Origin of the sequence: Nostoc sp. LPT (assembly GCF_017115165.1) — a bacterium.
Lineage (GTDB): Bacteria > Cyanobacteriota > Cyanobacteriia > Cyanobacteriales > Nostocaceae > Nostoc.
Genome location: NZ_JABXKF010000101.1, coordinates 1 through 20,453, shown reverse-complemented (window position 1 = coordinate 20,453; position 20,453 = coordinate 1). Strand labels below are relative to the sequence as shown.

General features: G+C 40.0%; 23 protein-coding genes. 10 read left to right on the top strand and 13 right to left on the bottom strand.

Annotated elements, in window-relative coordinates; translation table 11 throughout:
* The first annotated feature begins 135 nt into the window (after positions 1-135).
* Positions 136-354, top strand: a complete 219-nt coding sequence (locus HWQ58_RS19500; protein WP_292866120.1) for a hypothetical protein — start codon at positions 136-138, stop codon at positions 352-354.
* A gap of 131 nt (positions 355-485) precedes the next feature.
* Positions 486-2,678: an O-linked N-acetylglucosamine transferase, SPINDLY family protein gene (locus HWQ58_RS19495; RefSeq protein WP_292866117.1), complete on the top strand. Its 2,193-nt coding sequence runs from the start codon at positions 486-488 to the stop codon at positions 2,676-2,678.
* 121 nt (positions 2,679-2,799) lie between these two features.
* Here HWQ58_RS19495 and HWQ58_RS19490 read toward each other — a convergent pair whose 3' ends face one another.
* Positions 2,800-3,951, bottom strand: a complete 1,152-nt coding sequence (locus HWQ58_RS19490) for a glycosyltransferase (protein ID WP_292866114.1) — start codon at positions 3,949-3,951, stop codon at positions 2,800-2,802.
* A gap of 317 nt (positions 3,952-4,268) precedes the next feature.
* Between HWQ58_RS19490 and HWQ58_RS19485 the strand changes: the two genes are divergently transcribed.
* Positions 4,269-4,490, top strand: coding sequence for a DUF433 domain-containing protein (locus HWQ58_RS19485; RefSeq protein WP_292866111.1), 222 nt, complete (start codon positions 4,269-4,271; stop codon positions 4,488-4,490).
* A gap of 134 nt (positions 4,491-4,624) precedes the next feature.
* Here the strand turns inward: HWQ58_RS19485 and HWQ58_RS19480 are convergent, their stop codons facing one another.
* Complete coding sequence (locus tag HWQ58_RS19480; protein WP_292866108.1) at positions 4,625-8,185, bottom strand: caspase family protein; 3,561 nt, start codon at positions 8,183-8,185, stop codon at positions 4,625-4,627.
* Positions 8,186-8,455: 270 nt separating this feature from the next.
* On the opposite strand from HWQ58_RS19480, the gene HWQ58_RS19475 reads away from it, so the two are divergent.
* Both HWQ58_RS19475 and HWQ58_RS19470 read left to right on the top strand, forming a co-directional pair.
* A complete protein-coding gene (locus HWQ58_RS19475; RefSeq protein WP_292866105.1) occupies positions 8,456-8,926 on the top strand; it encodes a hypothetical protein in 471 nt (156 codons plus the stop codon).
* 13 nt (positions 8,927-8,939) lie between these two features.
* Positions 8,940-10,274, top strand: a complete 1,335-nt coding sequence (locus HWQ58_RS19470) for a hypothetical protein (RefSeq protein WP_292866102.1) — start codon at positions 8,940-8,942, stop codon at positions 10,272-10,274.
* A 163-nt stretch (positions 10,275-10,437) separates the two neighbouring features.
* On the opposite strand, the gene HWQ58_RS19465 is transcribed toward HWQ58_RS19470, so the two are convergent.
* The 5 genes from HWQ58_RS19465 to HWQ58_RS19445 form a co-directional block, all read right to left on the bottom strand.
* A complete protein-coding gene (locus HWQ58_RS19465; RefSeq protein ID WP_292866099.1) occupies positions 10,438-10,593 on the bottom strand; it encodes a hypothetical protein in 156 nt (51 codons plus the stop codon).
* A gap of 71 nt (positions 10,594-10,664) precedes the next feature.
* Positions 10,665-10,838, bottom strand: a complete 174-nt coding sequence (locus HWQ58_RS19460) for a hypothetical protein (protein WP_292866096.1) — start codon at positions 10,836-10,838, stop codon at positions 10,665-10,667.
* A 104-nt stretch (positions 10,839-10,942) separates the two neighbouring features.
* Positions 10,943-11,179 (bottom strand): hypothetical protein, encoded by a 237-nt coding sequence (locus HWQ58_RS19455; protein WP_292866093.1) that lies wholly within the window; start codon positions 11,177-11,179, stop codon positions 10,943-10,945.
* Between the two features lie 251 nt (positions 11,180-11,430).
* Positions 11,431-11,973, bottom strand: coding sequence for a CPBP family glutamic-type intramembrane protease (locus HWQ58_RS19450; protein WP_292866090.1), 543 nt, complete (start codon positions 11,971-11,973; stop codon positions 11,431-11,433).
* A gap of 26 nt (positions 11,974-11,999) precedes the next feature.
* On the bottom strand, positions 12,000-12,404 hold the full coding sequence (locus HWQ58_RS19445) for a Fur family transcriptional regulator (protein WP_292866088.1): 405 nt from the start codon (positions 12,402-12,404) through the stop codon (positions 12,000-12,002).
* A 145-nt stretch (positions 12,405-12,549) separates the two neighbouring features.
* Here HWQ58_RS19445 and purS point away from each other — a divergent pair, with 145 nt between their 5' ends.
* The 4 genes from purS (at position 12,550) to HWQ58_RS19425 (ending at position 15,138) form a co-directional block, all read left to right on the top strand.
* The gene (gene purS / locus HWQ58_RS19440; RefSeq protein ID WP_104908105.1) at positions 12,550-12,828 is read left to right on the top strand and encodes a phosphoribosylformylglycinamidine synthase subunit PurS; all 279 of its coding nucleotides are present in this window, start codon (positions 12,550-12,552) and stop codon (positions 12,826-12,828) included.
* Positions 12,829-12,958: 130 nt separating this feature from the next.
* Positions 12,959-13,630: a phosphoribosylformylglycinamidine synthase subunit PurQ gene (gene purQ, locus HWQ58_RS19435; protein ID WP_292866085.1), complete on the top strand. Its 672-nt coding sequence runs from the start codon at positions 12,959-12,961 to the stop codon at positions 13,628-13,630.
* A 306-nt stretch (positions 13,631-13,936) separates the two neighbouring features.
* Positions 13,937-14,461 (top strand): DUF937 domain-containing protein, encoded by a 525-nt coding sequence (locus HWQ58_RS19430; protein ID WP_292866082.1) that lies wholly within the window; start codon positions 13,937-13,939, stop codon positions 14,459-14,461.
* 122 nt (positions 14,462-14,583) lie between these two features.
* On the top strand, positions 14,584-15,138 hold the full coding sequence (locus tag HWQ58_RS19425) for a pyridoxamine 5'-phosphate oxidase family protein (protein ID WP_292866080.1): 555 nt from the start codon (positions 14,584-14,586) through the stop codon (positions 15,136-15,138).
* 61 nt (positions 15,139-15,199) lie between these two features.
* Here the strand turns inward: HWQ58_RS19425 and cls are convergent, their stop codons facing one another.
* From cls to HWQ58_RS19400, 5 genes are all read right to left on the bottom strand, one after another.
* A complete protein-coding gene (cls, locus tag HWQ58_RS19420) occupies positions 15,200-16,642 on the bottom strand; it encodes a cardiolipin synthase (RefSeq protein WP_292866077.1) in 1,443 nt (480 codons plus the stop codon).
* Between the two features lies 1 nt (position 16,643).
* Positions 16,644-17,489, bottom strand: a complete 846-nt coding sequence (locus tag HWQ58_RS19415; RefSeq protein WP_292866074.1) for an endonuclease/exonuclease/phosphatase family protein — start codon at positions 17,487-17,489, stop codon at positions 16,644-16,646.
* Positions 17,490-17,716: 227 nt separating this feature from the next.
* Positions 17,717-18,256: a GNAT family N-acetyltransferase gene (locus tag HWQ58_RS19410; protein WP_292866071.1), complete on the bottom strand. Its 540-nt coding sequence runs from the start codon at positions 18,254-18,256 to the stop codon at positions 17,717-17,719.
* The gene (locus HWQ58_RS19405; RefSeq protein ID WP_292866068.1) at positions 18,210-18,866 is read right to left on the bottom strand and encodes a glutathione S-transferase family protein; all 657 of its coding nucleotides are present in this window, start codon (positions 18,864-18,866) and stop codon (positions 18,210-18,212) included. The genes HWQ58_RS19410 and HWQ58_RS19405 overlap by 47 nt, the downstream gene beginning before the upstream one ends.
* A 4-nt stretch (positions 18,867-18,870) precedes the next feature.
* The gene (locus HWQ58_RS19400) at positions 18,871-19,155 is read right to left on the bottom strand and encodes a hypothetical protein (RefSeq protein ID WP_292866065.1); all 285 of its coding nucleotides are present in this window, start codon (positions 19,153-19,155) and stop codon (positions 18,871-18,873) included.
* A gap of 177 nt (positions 19,156-19,332) precedes the next feature.
* Here HWQ58_RS19400 and HWQ58_RS19395 point away from each other — a divergent pair, with 177 nt between their 5' ends.
* A complete protein-coding gene (locus HWQ58_RS19395) occupies positions 19,333-20,226 on the top strand; it encodes a LysR family transcriptional regulator (RefSeq protein ID WP_292866062.1) in 894 nt (297 codons plus the stop codon).
* An 18-nt stretch (positions 20,227-20,244) separates the two neighbouring features.
* Here the strand turns inward: HWQ58_RS19395 and HWQ58_RS19390 are convergent.
* Positions 20,245-20,453: hypothetical protein (locus tag HWQ58_RS19390; RefSeq protein ID WP_292866059.1), on the bottom strand; the 209-nt coding region annotated here is incomplete at its 5' end.

Below are 20,453 nucleotides of genomic sequence, written 5' to 3'. Positions count from 1 at the left end.
TACACCCCTGCACCTTTACCCCCTTATACCCTGCCCGAAGGGCGTTGACAATATGCGTTTGCTTTAGTAGTGTTTTTAATAACAAACATCAAGGTAGTATTTTCTACTAAAAAAGTAAAACAACGAGGTGTAAAAATGAAGGACACGACAAACGAAGAACTACTCAGAGAACTTTCCGACGAAGAGTTACTCTCAGTGATTGGAGGTGCTGATAATGCTGGTACTACTGTTAATTTTGATTTGAATACTTATTTATTTCAGGTCGGAGCAGGCGCAATTTTTGACGGTGGCCCAACTACTAACGTAGTAAATCTCAGTTTTCCTGGAACTTCGATATTTACTCAGCAGCAGTAGCCTCCAACTTCTTAGTCTCCTAAGTGGAGCTTTGTTCATTTAGCCCACAGGCTGTAAGCCTGTGGGCTTATTCGAGAAACATTGGCTTGGAACGTAGGGAAAAACTGCAAAATTATCAGACTATGACTTCTATGGAACCTGATCTCACCTTGTTAGAGCAAAAAGCTCAGCAGTATTTCATTCAAGGTGACTACAGTCAAGCTGCTAGCTACTATAAGCAAGGTGTGGAAGCAGAACCGGAAGTAAAGTCACATTACTGGAATTTAGGATTAATACTGCTATTACAACGGCAAGAAGTACAAGCGCAGACAACTTGGAAGTTGGGCATGACTGAGAGTGAGCCACAACAGGTTGAACAGTGGATATTTGAACTCATGCAGGTTCTGCAAAGAGAAGCTGAACGCAGGGAGATGCTTGCAGAATATGCCGTGGCTTGGATCATTCGCCAGTCTATGCAGAAAATGGCTCCTGCTGATCTGAGCAATCTGCTTTATTTAATTGAACTAGCTGTAAAACTGAAAACGTTTACGAGCGATAAATTAACAACTTTTGGTGTGATTGACTTAATTAAGTCAGACTCGACTGTAAATATTCAGTTGTTGTTGCGGGTGTTAGAGAGTATTCTCAACTACGCTACTTTTCAGCATGCAGTTCTAGAATTTGTAGAAGCAAGTCTTGCTTATATTCACGAACCTCAATCTTTTTTTAACATATTGATTCCAGCTACAATTAGAATCGCCCATTCAGAAAGGCAACCAAAAATTGCCGCACGCCTGCTGGAGTTAGGTTTACGTCTGGAGTCGAAAAATTTAGAAGTTTTACGCCATTTAGCTAGTTTTTATTTAAATGCTGGTGAATATTTTCAAGGAATAGAGACAGCTAAGATGTGCTATTCCTTATCAGATAAATTACCCGAGCAATTAACTGCACTACATCTGGTGCATCGGGGATTGATGGATGCTCCTGACGATTGGCAGGAAGCTTATGCAGTTTTGCAGCAGCAGGAGTCTCTACTCACGTATTTGATCAAAGAACAACCCAGAGATATGGAAGCATCCACTGTTCTCCGGATGTTTAATTCAAACTATTTTGCACCTTACTTGCGGGATGATCCTCACAAAAATAGACAAACTCAGAATCAAATAGCTCAACTGTGTCAGCTTAATGTCCAGAATTATGCTAGCGAACAATTTCAGCGATATAGACAGCGGACATCAGCAGGTAGGACAAAGCTAGTTAAAATTGGATACTTATCCCATTCCCTTTGCATACATTCGGTGGGGTGGCTAGCACGATGGCTTTTTCAATATCATGATCGCGCTCGCTTTCAAATTTATGCCTATTTCATTAATTCTAAACAAGCAGATCCGCTACAAAAATGGTACACCCAGCATGTCACGAAAGCCTACAATGGTGGAATTGACGGCAAAGAAATCGCTGAACAAATTTACCAGGATGAAATTGATATTCTTATCGACCTTGATAGCATTACCATAGATGTTTGTTGTGAAATCATGGCACTAAAGCCCGCACCTGTTCAAGTAACATGGTTGGGTTGGGATGCTTCCGGACTACCAGCAGTTGATTATTTTATTGCCGATCCTTATGTTTTGCCAGAATCTGCTGAGGAGTACTACGTAGAAAAAATCTGGAGATTGCCCCAAACCTATATTGCAGTAGATGGTTTTGAGGTGGGTGTGCCGACTCTACGACGCGACAATCTAAATATTCCTGATGATGCCGTAGTATATCTTAGTGCTCAAAGAGGATTTAAGCGTCACCCTGATACAGCACGACTGCAAATGAAAATTATCAAGTCGGTTCCCAATAGTTATTTCTTAATTAAAGGGTTCGCAAAAATAGAATCTGTGCAGAAATTTTTTCTGCAGTTGGCCCAAGAAGAGGGAGTGGCTAGCGATCGCCTGCGATTTTTGCCCTCAGATCCTACTGAAGCTTTCCATAGAGCAAATTTAATGATTGCTGATGTTGTATTAGATACTTATCCTTATAATGGCGCGACGACGACGCTAGAAACACTTTGGATGGGTATTCCTATAGTAACTAGAGTTGGGCAGCAATTTGCGGCTCGGAATAGCTACACCATGATGATGAATACTGGTATAACAGAAGGTATTGCTTGGACAGATGAAGAGTATGTCGAGTGGGGTATACGTTTAGGTAAGGACGCCACTTTAAGACAGCAAATTTCTTGGAAACTACGACATTCAAGGCAATCAGCACCACTGTGGAACGCTAAGCAGTTTACTCACCAAATCCAGAAGGCTTACGAGCAGATGTGGCAAAGGTATTTGGAAGGTTTTTAAACAGACAATAAAGATTGTCCAAGCAATTAAGTAAAGTACAAAGAGTAAAGTCTAAAAGCCAAATAGAAAGCCCTTTTTACTTCTGACTTCTGCTGTATAATTCTCTTTTAACCGATAGGAATTATACTGATGGTACAAGCACATCAAGCAGTTGGTCTATCACTAGCTGCCAAGTAAATTTTGTAGCTACAAACTTTGGTCCATTAGTCCGAGCCTGAGCTATAAAATTCTGATGTTCAATCACTGTTGTCATAAGTTCAATTAAATGTTCTAATTCCGGAACTAGAACTGATCCAGTGTTATATTCATCTAGCTTTACTTTTTGAAGCTTGCTGGTTATATAAAGAGCAAAATTTGGTGTCGTAAAATCATCTGTCGCTCCACCTTTTGTACAGATCACAGGTAAACCACAAGCGATTGCTTCCAAAACTGGCAGATTAAAACCTTCTGCCCAATAAGGCGATACATAGGCATCTGCAGCTTGATACAACTGTGCAACTTTAGAAAAGGGCATCGTTTCTCCAATATATATCAACCGATGCAGAATCTTTTCCATATCAAAATCTTTTAAAAATTCAACATTCTTAATAAAAAGCTCTTTAGAGGGATATAAAGAGTCTAAGCCTTTTAAAACTAATTTTGCTTCAGGATATTTATCAATTACTGAAGCAAAAGCCTTCAATAAAAAACCAATTCCTTTGTTCGCAGTCATTGCACCGATATTCAAAAAAATAAAACCTTCCCAACCCAGTGCTGAACGCAATTCACTCCGCTCCTCGTCACTTAAAGGTTTATATATATTTGGATCAACACCATGTGGAACTACAACTACACGCGATGGATCAGCACCACTATGAATAAATCCTAAGCGTGACCAATTAGAAGGTGTGACAATAACGCTATCTGAGCCACTATGAGCTTCTCTAAGGGAGATATTACTTGATAACATATTAGAAGTGACTCCACCAACTTCTGCAGTGCCAAACACACACGTTCTTAGTGCAGAAGAGGCTTCAAGGTTATATGGAGAAGTTATACGTAATACTGCATCAATTGGCTGGATAAAATAAGGCTTTGAAATGTTTTGCAGTGCTATTTCAGCTTTTTCATCAAACATTCCATTGATGAATTGCCAATTTTTGTTTGCAAAAGGTACATCTTCATGAAAAATATGGACACTAGGTCGCTTTAGTAGTTCTAGACACTGGAATTGATTAACAATAGAGTAGGAATGGGGAAGAAATCGCCATCCCTCAATAACTATATTTGCCATAATTGTAGTTTATCAAATCAGAATATTTTAAACTGAAATGTTACAAGCTAAAAGCGAAGTTAAAAACACCACGTCCTTGTAGTATAAAGCAAAACAAGGGTGTGGTAGAGGATTTTAAAAAAAACTCCCTCAGTGGTTGAAACTCATCAAGAAATACCTGATGGTAAGCTCGCGCGATGTTTACGACGGGCACGCCTACGCACTTTTGTAGTGTCAGGGTTTGGTTGTGCGATGTCTACGACGGGCTATTTGGGGTCGCGCTTGTATAGTAAATTTTCAAACCCCGTTAAAATATAGTTAATCTTAGATAGTTTCCAATGACAGCCCAAGAGTTAGAAACACAGTTACTATCCCTAACACCAGCCCAAAAAGTTGAAGCAATTCGCATCTTAACCCAAGGTATTAATATCAACAATCATGGAATTACCAAAACCCCTGGTGTAATGGGTACTGATGCTTGTATTGCCGGAACACGCATTCCTGTTTGGTTGTTGGGAAGTTATCGACGACAAGGTGCTACTACAGACTATGCAAATTGATATTAGGAAGCGATCGCCTGTTTTAACAAGTGCATTGTTTGATTTTTGCAAGCGATCCCCCGAAATCCCAAAAGTGCGATGGCTACGCCTGTCGCAGGCATCGCATTAGCAGTAATTGATTTCTGGCTGCAAAGCTAATTGCTTTTGGTAGGAATGCCATCGCAGAGAGTGCGATCGCTCACATTGGGATTTGATTGTAAATAATCACGTAGCCTATTGCAACTAGAGATAATTAAATCATCTAGGTTATTTAGGTACGCCCAGAGTTTGACGCTATTGTCCCCACTAGCAGAAGCGATGGTCTTGCCATTGGGGCTAAATGCTACGCTATAGACCGCAGCGCTATGGCCGTTAAGAGTCGTGATGGATTTACCTGTAGTCGCATCCCAGAGTTTGACGCTCTTGTCCCCACTAGCAGAAGCGATGGTCTTGCCATCGGGGCTAAATGCTACGCTATAGACCGCAGCGCTATGGCCGTTAAGAGTCGTGATGGATTTACCTGTAGTCGCATCCCAGAGTTTGACGCTCTTGTCCCCACTAGCAGAAGCGATGGTCTTGCCATTGGGGCTAAATGCTACGCTATAGACCGCAGCGCTATGGCCGTTAAGAGTCGTGATGGATTTACCTGTAGTCGCATCCCAGAGTTTGACGCTCTTGTCCCCACTAGCAGAAGCGATGGTCTTGCCATTGGGGCTAAATGCTACGCTATAGACCGCAGCGCTATGGCCGTTAAGAGTCGTGATGGATTTACCTGTAGTCGCATCCCAGAGTTTGACGCTCTTGTCCCCACTAGCAGAAGCGATGGTCTTGCCATCGGGGCTAAATGCTACGCTATAGACCGCAGCGCTATGGCCGTTAAGAGTCGTGATGGATTTACCTGTAGTCGCATCCCAGAGTTTGACGCTCTTGTCCCCACTAGCAGAAGCGATGGTCTTGCCATCGGGGCTAAATGCTACGCTATAGACCGCAGCGCTATGGCCGTTAAGGGTGGTGATGGGTTTGCCTGTAACCGCATCCCAAAGTTTGACGCTATTGTCTCTACTAGCAGAAGCGATGGTAAGACCATCGGGGCTAAATGCTACGCTAATGAACCCTTCGCTATGCTCTTCCCAGGCATTTCGTTCTGGCAAATTGTAAATTGCTCGCTTGAGCGCCACTACAGCTTGTTGGTTAGCCGCTTGTTCTAAATTGACATTTTTAATTTGTCTACCTGACTGTAGAGCTGCAACCACAGCCTCAAGTTGCCTGTTGGACAGTAGGGAAGTTTCAGAAGTTTGCGCTAGAGCAATGGCACTTAGTCTTACTGTTTCTCTGGCTTTATTTTGGGTATTGTACCATTGATAAACCGCAAAGATAGCTGCTCCAGCGAACCCAATACTAAGCAAAATAACAACTTGATTTTGCCGCCGTGCTGCATCCAGTTTTTCCTGTTGCCGTTCTTTTTCTTCTCGCTCAAGGCGATCACGCAATTGTTGACTCTCGTGAATGTACTCCTCGGCTACCCCATTCAGCATCTGCCAATCACCAAATTTAGCTAAATACGCCTCGGCTACTGCTAATCTGTCATCTTTTCGAAGAAACCCCGGTTTTTTCTCATTTCTCTTCCATTCTTGGGCTTCTACTTCAATCTGTCGCTCAATGGCTATGCCTAACTTATATTGCTCTTTCCAATCCCGCAACATTTGCCAATGGCGGATTAACGCTTCGTGGACAGCATCTAAAATTACATCCTGGGAGTCCGGCTCATCCGTCTTTGTAATTAATCGTGCATCTTTATTGGCTAACTTCTCACTCACCTGTTGCAAAAGTTCCAAGGAATGATGGGAATTAACCAACTCGCGTAAACGCACGCGCCGCCGTACATCTGTGGTTTCTCCCATTTGCGTCAATTCTAGAAAAATCCGCCGCGCCACAGTTTGTTCTGTTGCTGAAAGACTTTTGTAAACTGCATCGGCACGTTTTTGTAGCGTTCCTTCAACCCCGCCTAAATCCTCATAAGTTTTCAGACTGAGAACCTCATCGCCTTGATTTCTCGACTCACGCCACAATTCTGTTAGGGTATATTGCAGCAAGGGCAAACTTCCGGGGTAATCCTCAACATCATTAATTAGTTGCTGTTTTAACCTTCCCTCTATGCCTAATCCTACCCAATCAGCCGGTTTAGTAATTGCTTCTTCAATTTCCTCACGGGTTAAATGTTCGACATTGATGTAAGGTTTATTGATTCTACCTGCAAATTTGGGATATTCTCGCCATCTCGCCCGAAAATCTGATCGCATCCCAATGAAAATATAGAGGTTATCTGTAGAGTCAATTAATTCTTGCAAACAGTCAAAGAATTCTTGGCGCTGGCTGTCATCGCACATTGTAAAGCATTCTTCAAACTGGTCGATAATCAAAATGACTGGTGTGTTTAATGCTTTTAACTCCTCGCCGATGACATCGGCAAAATCACCCCTCCCCAACCCTCCCCTTGTAAAGGGCAGGGAGTTAGATTTTCCGGTTTCCCCCCTTGGAAAGGGGAGCCACTGCGTTGCGGAGGTTCCCTCCGTTGTAGCAAGTGGCGTGGGATTAAGGGGGGTAATTTCACTTGTGTATCCACCGGGGCTTGACAACGAGGGATTAAGGGGGGTGAACGAAAGATTAGGCAAGGAGAGTACAAAAGCCTCCTGTAAACTGTTAACAGGAGTTTCTTTAGGCGTAAACGGAGTAATATAAGTCCAGCGATCGCTTTCTGGAATCTCTTGTCCTAACTTAAGCTGGTAGAGTAACCCAGCCCGTAACATAGATGATTTTCCACTACCGGAAGCTCCTAAGACAGCAATTAGCCGATGCTTATCTCTTACCTGTTTAATCAACTGCCCAGTCAGCGCACTCCGCCCATAAAAAACCTCAGCATCTTCCTTTGTCTCGCTAAAATACGACAGGGAACGATAAGGACACTTATCTTGAAAGCTTTTTTGAGAAAACTTAGTAGTCAGCAGAATTGCTCGTGGCGAATTGGCAATTAACGGACGCTGGACTGTATTCGGCATTCGGCTGATAATGAAATCTGCCAATTTGTGGCTATTGATGATCCCATCTGGGTCATTTTCCGGGTTCAATCCTGCAAGTAACGCCTGCGTCAACAACCCCTGCGTGTGGGGAATTTCGACTCCAGTTTCGTAGGAACGGGTTGCAGTAATTAAACAGTAGTCTTTATGTGTGGGAATAAATTTTAACAATTCACCGCTATAGCAGCAATCTAGCCAAACCACAACTCGTTTAGCCTGACTTCTTTGCAACTGCTCTCCCAACCAACTTAAGGGTATACCATAGATTTCTGCTTCAGGTAAAGCATCACTGGTAGCTAGAAATACTTCTTCTTTACCCGCTACAGTTTTGCACCACCCATGTCCTGAAAAGAAGAATAACGCTGTTTCTGGGATGGGGTTAGGAGGAGGAGGATTGAAAAGATTAGCGATCGCCTCTCGTAATTCTTGCACCTTTACCGCCCCTTGGCGATCGATTTTACTTTCTCCCTTCTGGTTTAAAGTTCTAGGTAAACACTGAGCGCGAAAAGGTCTATAACCGTATTGTTCTAATTGTTGGGCAATTTTCTCAGCATCCTCTGCTGCTGCTGTTAGCGGCTTTAGGGTGGTGTACTCTGGGTAATAATTAATTCCAATAACAATAGCCGCCCATTCCGATGCCATTTTTATTACCTGACTAACCATTAGAACTTTTTGTTAAACTGTAGGCAAAATCTGTCCACAGGATTCTTTAGTTTGTACGGAAAATCATTAGAATAACCTGCAATAAACTACATTGAATTACGTGTTATTAAAGTATAATAAATAACACTTAACTTAATCATTTATTCTTTTTAGACATAAAAAATCAAAACTGAACATCAAAATATCTGCTGTAATTATCTCACTTAAATTATGTTTATACTAGTCGTAGTGAGTTTGGTATAAAAACCTATGAACACAAAGGCTGACAATACTATTATCGCTTTTCTCTTAGCGTTTCAAGACTTAAAAACCGCCCTTGGAGAACAAGAGAAACAGAATTTAAAAGAAGTTGCCAAGCAATTAGACACCCAACCCAAAGCTTGGAAAGACTATATTAAAGGACTTTTATTAGGAATAATTACCCCAAATCCTGACTTAAATCAATCTTATCAATTTTATAAATCTCAATTAGATAATGTAGAAGAAATTCCTGATGATTTACTTCCTAATGAAGCAGAAATTAGTAGGCTCAATGCTCTTGACAAGGCTCCAATGACTAGAGGCTTTAAACCAAAATATGAAGCTACAGGCTACGAAAGCCAACTCAATAATGTTGTAGTCATTGTTGGTAGTTCTGAAAAACCAGAAGAAACAGTTAAACAAGCCACATTTTTAGGAAAATGGAAACAATTTTTATCTCAATCCAATCAATCAAATTAGTTTTAACCTTGTGATGAGCGATTTAATCTATCCTACAGTCGATTTATTTTTATATGCTTTAAAAACTTCTTTAAATACAACTGATGCAGAAACCAAAAAAAACAAAGTAGCTTTTTTAGATCAATTACCCTCTGATACTCAATTCCACGATCCTGACATTGAAACAGAGTATTTAGAGATTACCCATCCTACTCAAATTAACTTTATTTGCCAGAATAAAACTTTAGAAGGATACTATTATACTGTTAGATTAAATGACACTTATGGCTTACAACTTGATTGTTCTATTAATAATCAAATCCACACTCAACCAGCTAAATCTTTTACAATCTTAAAAACTGAGATCGAACAAAAACTAAATAAAGAACTGGTAACAATTGGAAAAACCTGGTTGCTTTCTGGTTGGCTATCAGAAAACTCGTCTCAAAATCCTGAAGATATTGCCAAAGATTGCTATTATGCTTTATTTAAAGATACTTATTGGCAACCAGAAAAAGGTACTTTTTTAGACGGTAAAGTTTTTGAAATATGGCGTTCAGAAAATATAAATTACAGCGTAGAGAAAGCAACCAATGCTCTAAATAGTCACGAACATCATGTGATTATTGCTATTTATCCTCATCGAGAGAGTGCAGAACAAGCTGCGGAATTTTATAAAGATTGGATGGGTTTATTTTGTTATCGAAATAAGATTTGTTGGGCTTATTGGCAAAGTCGTTTAGTCAAAGAATCTCTGCTCAATCATTATAAACAGATTGAAGAAAATAGAAAAATTACCAATCAAAGTAATTCTCGGCAAGAAAAGCAAAATATTACCATTTCTCGTAAGATTTTAAATAATATTGATAACATTCTCCAGCAATATACAATCGACTTACTAAACCTCTCTTTTCAAAAACAAATTATTGAAATTAATTTATCTAATTATCAACTTCGTTTAGCTTTGATTAAAGAAAAAGCAGGTCAAAATAATCAGTTAGATTTTTTAGAAAAATTTAGCGTCATAGCCAACAAAAAATATTTACCACAAATTACCAAAGATATTGAGAATATGCAACTTGGTTTGCAACTTTTAGAAGATACAATTAACACTACTCGCAGTCGTATAGAAGTCGAAAAATCTGAACGCGATCGCAATTTTCAAGAATTAGTAGCTGTTGCTGGTTCAGTAATAGCAACAACATCTCTACTACAATCACCCGCAAAAGATTTTTGTGGTAAAGAAAGTATGAAAGATATTTTTCCTAAAATTCCTTATTTTTGTGACTACCCTTTCAGTTCCAGTCTGATAGTTGGAATCATTGTTGGTTTTGTGGTTTGGTGGCTGAGAAAAGGAGTGCGATCGTGAGAAGATTGACTGTAATCGTGCTTAATCATCAGTTCTAGTGCTATTTGAGCTGATTCATTAGGCATTACAGTTGCACTGGACTTTGGACTAAAGGGCTAGAGAAAAGCAGTCAGCAGTGACACTGACTGCCGTAAAGTTAATGAAAGTAATCAATAAATCATTGCTATACATTAGTCACATTTTTCTTAACAAAAGATTGAAAGGATAGAAAGTAGATATAGCAGTAGTTTTGGGAATTGAAGTCAAGAATCGAGAAGTAGGCGATCCCCGGATTTCTCACAAGCAGAGCGATCGCAACCACAAAAAGGTTATCTGGCATAGGTTTCGACCAGATTTAATGGTTTTGAAAAATAACAGAGTGTTTTGCGGTTGCGATCGCTATAAAGTCAGTCAGCATTGGGGATTCGGCTCGTCACTGACATCTTTTTCCACCGCAATTTGAGTATAAAATCCACTATCCAAATCTGCTTGGAACCTTTCTACAATGGCTATTGCATCTTGCTGAGATATTTCTTGCATTCTGACTCGACGCGATAAGGCAGAAACGAGTTCAACCTCAACCAACTGACTCAAACCTATTTCAGTTTCATTGAGTAGTAATTGTTCAACTGCATCGCTTAAAGCTTATCTCCAATACAAAGGAGCGATAACGTTTGTGTCTAAATAAATCAACAACGTTCCTCTGTACGTGCATTTATGATAGTTGTACTCAATGACTCACCCTTAATCGCAAGAAAATCACGAAATTGTTTCATACTTGCTAATCGTTCTTCTTTTTGTAGCGGAGGAAGTAAACAAGCTACAGCTTTATCTTGCTCTAGCAAAATCACTTTTTCTCCCCTAGCTACTCGTTTTAAGAGAGATTTTAAATTCATAGCTGCTTCTTCAACGCTAATTCTCAACACTCCATAACTCCTGTAGTTAGGCGTGAAGATCAAATAAAATTTACTGTTTACATTATTGTAATTGGATTAAGCAGTTTTCTATATTCTTTAGTGATATCTAAAAAATTGCTTGTTGTGGAATTCAACGCCCGAAACTCAAAGCTTTGATAGTGCTAAGGTACTGTAGTATTTGATTGTCTCTAGAATAGTATGCTCAATACAAAGCTGCTCAGAGTAGTAAGTTAAAAGTATGTTGAAGCCAACATATAGTATTATGACAAGCTATAGTAATTAAACTTAGCAAATCCTCCTAATAAAATTATCCAAATGACAACAGCTAGCCAGTGAATGATAACCGAAAGCCAAATAGAGCCAGATGCTAAGTAAGCGATCGTACATATAGCTCCTAACAAAGCTGCCAGGATTAGAAAGATAGGCTCCATAAAAACTTCACGACCACTAGGATTCCAAGTTATTCCCTGAAGTGGGTGATATATGATAAAGGCTGTCAAAGCAATTGTCCCCCAAATAATCTGTGTCTTGATTGAAGGCTTTTCGATAGGATGAGGCAAAAATAGAACACGAAAAACTATTTCCTCACTTAATCCGGGAATAAAAAAAGAGAATGCAACAAGTTTTACAATTTCCTTCCAAGATTTTTGTAAGATATGTACCTGGAGAAAATCTGACTTAAACCCGATAAATAATAAGAAAATTGTTAAAACTATCAGAGGTAATCCTAAATGTACTACATGAGCAGCAGTAGGAAAAGTAGATAGTGCAGTACAAAGCCGTTTTGTTATCAATTTAATCATCCGATATTCCTTTTAGTAATTAATTGTTATTGACTAATCCCAGTAGCTTGATTTCCCTGGCATTGATTGCACAACCCAAAAAACTCTAGGGTGTGATAAAAAACTTTAAACTTATGGTGGGATTCTAACTGGTCTTCTAAGTCATGAACTGGGCATTGATTAATCGGAATTGAGACACCACATTGCAAGCAAGTAAGGTGGTGTTTATCTTGTTGTGCTAGGCTATAGAGGGCTTCGCCGTTAGCCAAATTTCGCACTTGTACCATGCCTTCTAGTTTTAAAGCTTCTAGAGAACGGTAAACTGTTGCTAAACCCATGCTCTGATTTGTATTACGTAGTTCTACGTAAATATCTTGGGCGGAAATGCCTTTTTTGATATTTTTCAGGAGGTTGAAAATACGCTCTTGACTGCGGGTGCGTATGGCTCTCATAGACAATTATTTAAGTATGCCACTGTAGTTTGAAGCTGTTAGATGAGCTAATCGATCGATTAACTTTAACCGCTTCGTAATCTTATTTTCACTCAGTTGGAACAGAAAGTTATAGTATAGCGATCGCAGCATTCAGCAAAAGCCCGTGCAAACCAAGTATCTAGCCAAAATTTTCGTGACACTTCGTCCTTCAGTTTTAGACCCCGCTGGTGTGGCTGTACAATCCGGTCTTAAGCAACTGGGATACGATAACGTTGACCAGGTGCGGATTGGCAAGTACATTGAACTCACCATCACCTCAACTGAAGAGAAGAAAGCCCGTCAAGACCTTGATAACATTTGTGACCAAATGCTATCAAATCCCGTAATTGAAAATTACCGCTTTGAATTAATTGAGGTCGAAACTCAAACTGGGGTATTTTAAGGATTGGGTATAAAGCATGGGGCATGGGGCATTAGGCATTGGGCATTGGGCATTAGTTATTCTTTCTCCCCCTACCTCCCCTGCTCCCCCTGCTCCCCTGCTCCCCTGCTCCCCACTCCCCTAACTAATCATGAAATTCGGTGTTGTTGTTTTTCCCGGTTCTAATTGTGATCGCGATGTTGCTTATGTAACCAGAGATTTACTGGGACAACCAACTCGCATGGTTTGGCATCAAGAAACAGATATTGCTGATTTGGATGTCATTATTATTCCTGGTGGCTTTAGTTACGGGGATTATCTGCGCTGTGGTGCGATCGCGCGTTTTTCACCCGTGATGCAGCAGGTTGTGGAACACGCCCAAAAGGGTAAGTTTGTCCTCGGTATTTGCAACGGGTTTCAGGTATTAACTGAAGCTGGACTTTTGCCAGGGGTGTTGACCAGAAATCGGGATTTGCATTTTATTTGCGATCGCGTCCCCTTGAAAATTGAACGTACTAATCTATGGACGCAAGCTTATACAACTGGTGAAGTTATCACTTTGCCCATTGCCCACGGAGAGGGGCGATTCTACGCTGATGCAGCCACTCTCGCAGAAATTGAAGATAACGGGCAAGTCATATTTCGCTATGAAGGGGAGAATCCCAACGGTTCACTGAACAATATTGCTGGGATTTGCGATCGTCGGGGCAATGTGTTGGGAATGATGCCGCACCCAGAAAGGGCATCAGACGCAATGCTAGGGGGTAGTGATGGCTTGAGGTTGTTTCAAGGCTTATTAGAGAAAGTAGGGGGATTAGCGTAGAGCAAATATCAGGTAAATAAGTTGAGCGTTTTGCGATCGCTGTCTGAAAGATAGATAAATATTCTTCTACAGACGGCGATTTATTTTTTACGAACGAAAAGTGCCTAAAATCACAGTGAAATACTTTTCAAACAACCTCTTAGAGCTTATTCGATAAAACTTTTGACTTTTGACTTTTGATTTTTGACTTCCGCCTTGCGGTACTAGCGTGTTTTAATCTTTTAGTAGACTTACAAAAGTCCGCGTACACAAAAAACTTCAAGCCAGTTTTGGCAAGTTTTTGAGAACAAACAGAGAAACAAACTTATGGGACTTTTCGATCAAATTCTTGGTGCAGTCGCTAATCCCAATCAACAGGGGAGTTTAGGTCAAATAGGAAGCATTGTTAATACTGTACAGCAGTTGAGCGATCGCACAGGCGCAGACCCTTCTACCATCCAATCAGTTTTGTCAATTGTGGGTGGTCAAGTGCGTTCTGCTTTACAAGATAAACAAGCCACAGATGGTAATGAAGCCACACAAAATTTAGTTAGTCAATATGCTGGTACTTCTCCCAACCCTCAAGCCGTCAATTCGTTGTTTTCTCCTCAGATACAACAGCAAGTAGCTGAAGTTGCTGCCCAACGCACTGGTTTGGATGCTGGTATTGTTCAACAATTGCTGCCTTTGGCAGTACCTTTAGTGCTAAAGTTTTTGCAATCAGGCGCCAATGCTCAAAATCCCCAAGCTGGTGGAAATCCTGTACTAAATTCCTTCTTGGATGCTGATGGTGATGGTGATGTCGATATCGCTGATGCTATCCAAATGGCTAGTCGATACATGAGACAATAACACTTTCCCCCCTCCTAACTACCTTCCAATAAACCAGACATCAGCAATTCTACCTTGCTAGATTTTTAGCTAAGACATAGGCTGAGAATATGATAAATTTGCAAATATAAATCAGACAGTCTATGTCTAAATTCTTTGACTGTATTACTGAGGAACTGCAAAACTTTATTGCTGCCCAACACCTTTTTTTTGTTGGCTCTGCACCTTTGAGTCCTACGGGTCATGTTAACATGTCTCCTAAAGGTCAGGACTGTTTTCGCATCCTCTCTCCCAACCGAGTAGGTTATGTAGACCTCACAGGTAGTGGTAACGAAACATCCGCCCATTTGCAAGAAAATGGGCGGATAACCTTCATGTTTTGTGCCTTTCAAGAACCTGCGTGTATCTTGCGTCTTTACGGTCAAGGAACCACGATTTTACCGAGTTCTCCAGAGTGGGACTCGTTGTATTCTCTGTTTTTGCCGATACCTGGAACTCGTCAAATTATCGTCGCTGACATTGAAAAAATCCAGACTTCCTGTGGTTTTGGCGTACCACTCTATGAATATCAAGGTCAGCGCCAGACTCTAGTAAACTGGGCTAGTAAAAAAGGCGAAGAGGGAGTTCGAGAATATCAACAGCGGAAAAATCTTGTCAGCATTGACGGTTTAGCAACACCACTGAGTAAATTACCGTAACTTTGCCTGATGGATTATTCTATTCATCTATATATTTAGATGTAGGGGCAATTATTAGCGATTAAAGTAAAGGAGTCAGCAATCGAGAGACTCTTACAGCTAACTTGAACCAAAAAGGTTTTTTATCGTACTCATTAAGATCGACAGCAACACAGACAGCTAAATCATCCTCTAACATCTTTTTCACACTTTGGACAAACCCAGGCTCAGTAACAAAACCCATAACTTCAAAATTTAGGGAAAAAGAGCGATTATCTAAATTAACAGTTCCTACCCCTGCTAAATTCTCATCAATGACTATAATTTTTTGGTGCATAAATCCATTTTTGTAACGATACAACTTGATACCGATTCTTTCCATTTCGGTGTAGTAAGAGAAGGAACATAAATAAACAAATAAGTGATCGGGTCGATTTGGTAAGAGAATTCGCACATCAACACCTCGCATTGCTGCCAGTTTTAAGGCTGACAATGTTGCCTCATCCGGCACAAAGTATGGACTAGCAATCCAGAGGTGAGTTTGAGCTTGATTAATTAGTTCGACGAAAAAAAGCTTACAAGCTGGTAGCGAATCTGCGGGGCCTGTAGGAAGTATGAATACAGTTTGATTAGTTTCCCGATTAATTTTTACCTGCCAGTTAACTTCAAGAAGTTTTCGAGTTGCCCAATACCAATCTCGCAGAAAGGAGTTTTGTAGGCTTTGTACACTTGGCCCTTCAAGCATGATATGGGTGTCGCGCCAGGGACTCAAGCGAGGATTTTTTCCTAAATATTCATCACCAATATTCAGTCCACCGATAAATGCTATTTCTCCATCCACCACCAAAATTTTCCGATGATTGCGAAAATTATATTGAAACCGATTACCCTGACCTTGGGTGGTGTTAAATGCACTTACTGCAATTCCATGCTGTTGTAGAGACTGGATATAAGGGCGAGATAATTTTTTTGAACCAATTTCATCGTAGAGAAAGTAGATGCTTATTCCTTGCTTGGCTTTCCCAATCAACGCTTCTTTAAACTCATTACCTGCTTGGTCATCGTTAACAGTATAAAATTGAAACAAAATATAATTTCTCGCCGATGCAATCTTTTTTAGCATCGCTTCATAGGTTTGCTGACCATCAATCAGTAATTCAGCAGCATTCCCTGATGTGAAAGAAATTTCTGTAAAAGCCTCCGCTAATGGTTGCAACTGCGCTAGATTATCTGGTGGTGCAACCTGAAATTTAATCAGTTCACTATAAATCGGCTGAATAAGCTGGTAGTGTTGTGCATAGACTGAGCGCAATGTTTCAGCATATCCATGAAATTTAGTTCTTCCTAAAATCCAATACAACGGAATAGCTAGCCAGGGAAAGGTAATTAGAGATATGCTCCAGGCAATTGCCCCTTGAGAAGAACGCACATTCATCACTGCATGGGCTGCATGTGCAACTCCCACGAAATGAACAACAACTGTAGCTGTGCTAAAAATAGCTAGAACACCAGCATCTACAAGCATATTAATTTTTTTGAGTATTAGTATAAGTAAATTCTGCCAGCAATGGCTTATGATCGGATGAACAAATTTGGTCTAGCACTTTAGCACTGGCTTTTTTCGCACTAATATCTCGATAAAAAATATGATCTAAAGGGGGTGATAACAGGAAGCGTTTAATTTTCTCCTTCTCATCAGGTGCGAAAATTACAGGCGTTAATCCTAATTGAGTTGTTACTTGATTGAGGATAACTGCTCTTTTTCGACTCCAAGTATTGAAATCTCCTGACAATATTAGTGGCCCCCGATGTGTAGATAAGACTTGCTCTAATTCATTTAGTTGTATTTTAAATTTATTTATATCTACAAAATTGATCAGATGAGTATTGATTGTCATGAGAGTTATGCTTTGCTCAGAAAGCACGTACTCAGTGATTAAAGAAATTTTAGGAGTTTTAACAATTGGTTCATGATGTTTAGTAGTTATTACTTTTTTGGTAATTGGGCTGATTGTCGAGGCTGTAAAAATTCCTGAATAAGTTTGATGATGAATATCTACAAAATTAGGAGCAAAGTTCCAATTCATTTTTAACCATTTGGCCCATTCTTCTGCCTCTAACTTTAAAGAAAATTCTTGTAGAAAGATGAGGTTTGGTTGATAAGTTGCAATTATTTTTGAAAAATCTTCTACCCAGGCGTTATTATAGTTTTGTTTAGCAATATTCCAACTGAGAACTTTAATTGAGTTACTACTAATTTCTGTTTGCAGTGAATTATTTTTATCAATTGTGAGTTCTTGTAAACGAAAAAATCTATAACCGGGAACAAATTTCGTAATTAGAGTGTTTACGTGTTCTTGAATATTAGGCATTACTAATATTAAAATGGATTTATTCTAGCTTAACGCCATTAAACAGTCGTTAAAGAATAATAGCACGTTTGTAAAGCTATAAGCTATGCTCCATAAGCACTACAGCTTTTAAAGCTATTGAACAGTGTCGGGATGAATCGGGTGATTTTTCTTGATAGACCTTACAGTTTACCAGAGTGGCTTAAGAGAGCGATCGCAATCCTAAATAATTTGTAAGAAAAGCACTACTATAATATCTGACCATCTAAGCGACATAATTTTACTTTATTCATAATCTTTGCACCTATTCTTTCATAAAAATTGATTCCACGCTCGTTAGACACAGTTACAGTCCAATCGATTCTGCCACAACCTTTTTCTTTGCCAATCTGGCGCAAGCGTAGCATGAGTGCTTGACCAACTCGGTGGCTTCGATATTCAGCTTTGACATATAAATCATCAAGCCAAATTCCAGGTTTTGCTAAAAAAGTTGAATAAATAAAGTGATAGGTTGCCAATCCAATAGTATCCCCATCAACTTCAGCCAAAAGAACAAAAGCAAGGGGCTTTTCTCCAAATAAATCAATTTCTAGCTTTTGAGGATTTGCTTCTACAGATTCAGGACAACCATCAAATTCAGCTTTCAAATAAATCAATTCCATAATTGCAGTAATATCTCTTTGATTTGCATCTCGAATTAAAATATTTCTAACCTTCATCTTCTCGCTATTTGCTAATTCTCTAAAACTCATATTGGGGAATAATTTCTGTCTCATTTTTTGCTGCATTTATCCACTCTTGCATTGCTGGAAGTGCCAAAACTGACTCCACATAATCTCTAGAAACAGTATCTAACTGCACATCATAGGCGATAAACCGCAGGACAACTGGAGCAAAAAACGCATCAGCGATTGTGAAATTGCCAAACAAAAAATTGCCACCAGCCCCAAACTTTTGACGTGATTCTTGCCAGATACTGGTAATGCGGTCAATATCTTGTTGTACGCCTGATTCTAAACCTTTACCAGGATATTTAGTACGGCAGTTCATTGGCATATTCTGACGCAAGTTTTGAAATCCTGAGTGCATTTCCGCACTGATAGAACGGGCTAATGCTCTTGCAGGCTTATCCTCTGGCCACCATTGCAGATTTGGAAATGTTTCTGCTAAATATTCACAAATAGCGAGAGAATCCCACACCGTTTGCGTATCGTGCAATAACACAGGTACTTTTCCTGATGACGAATATTGCCGAATTTTCAATGAACAATCTGGGTTGTTATAGAGAGGAATCCGAATCTCATTGAATTCCAAACTGAATTGCTTCATCGCTAACCAAGGACGAAGTGACCAAGATGAATAATTTTTGTTGCCGATTACCAAAGTAATTTGTGTCATATTTTTAATACCGATAAAGCTGTTCAATCCACATACACACATCAGTTTCGGAACCTGAATAAAAAGATTTTCCGGTTGCCGGGTCGTAAGCTTGCCAATAGATATTACCGTGGCGGTCAACCTTTTGCCAAACTTGTAATTCATTAGGATTTGCTAGGAGTTTTTTGACAAAATTCTCCCAAATCATATATAGAGATTTCCAGAAGTTTAAGTTGAATTTTTTCTGGAATGACGGACTACAATTTATTTCTATATCTTCTGTTGATAGACACCTAATGTCATTGTTCATAGAATTCTTCCTGAAAGTTGCTCGGTAAATAAAACAGTAACAACATCTCAGTTAGGAATCAAATCATGGCTTGCATAGGTTCTATAAATGGGATTTATAGATATGAAAAATCACTAATACAACCTTTTTGCCACAATAAAGTCAGGATGTGTATACCCTTGTTCTCATCAATTGCCGATGAAACTCTCCCAACTCCGAGCCATAGTTGCAGTAGCAGATTGTGGTAACTTTAGTGAGGCAGCCTTAGAATTGCAGCTTTCCCAACCTGCAATTAGTCATGCCATTGCCACCCTAGAAGAAGAACTGGGTGTGCCATTATTTACCAGAGGTCGTCACGGTGCTGTGCTGACACCTGCTGGAGAGCGCATTTTGTATCATGCGCGTCAAGCAATGCAGCATCTAGAGATGATGCAACACGAAGCAAACTTGCATAAAGGTTTACACGGTGGTCATGTGCGAATTGCGGCTTTTCGGAGCGTCGCTACTCATCTATTACCAAAAGCGATCGCTCAATTTCACGATCAATTCCCAGAGATTGCTGTCACAATCATAGAGTGTGCTGCTTTCACAGATGTAGAGCAGTGTTTGCATGATGGACGTGCTGATATTGGTATTACCTGTCTGCCAACTGGTGAAGAATTTGAAACCTGGGAAATTTTTCGGGATGAGTATGTAGCTTTACTACCACCAGATACCAAAATTAGCAGTCTGAAAATTACTTGGGAAGACATCGCAGCCTATCCGCCGGTTTTGCTTCCTTGTACACCCTGTGGACGCATTCTTCACAACCACCTGAAGACTTTCGCAATTCCAATCAATACTGCTACCGATATTCAAGAAGATTCTACAGTCGTTAGCATGGTGAATCAAGGACTGAGAGCAGCTATTATGCCTCGTTTAGCAGCTGTACCCATTCCCCCAAAGGTGAAGGTATACAGTTTACCAGCACCGCTCGAAAGAGTAATTGCAACTGCAATTTTATCTAATGCCCTGCAAGTACCTGCGGTATTCACATTTTTGGAGATGTTGAGTAAATTTGATTTTTATAGTTTAGCTAAATTCACTTATTGAACACATACGAATTACGAATTATATCATGTGCGGATAAATAGTTATGATTCCCACAGTCATTGCACCCCACCCCAACCCCTCCCCGCTTGCGGGGCTACGGTGTACACACAAGTCTCTACGTTGTTCAATAATCTGGGTTTTACCCCACCCTAACCACTGCTTGAATTCAATAAACGACCACCCGAATTCAATAAACGACCACCCGAATTCAATAAACGACCACCCGA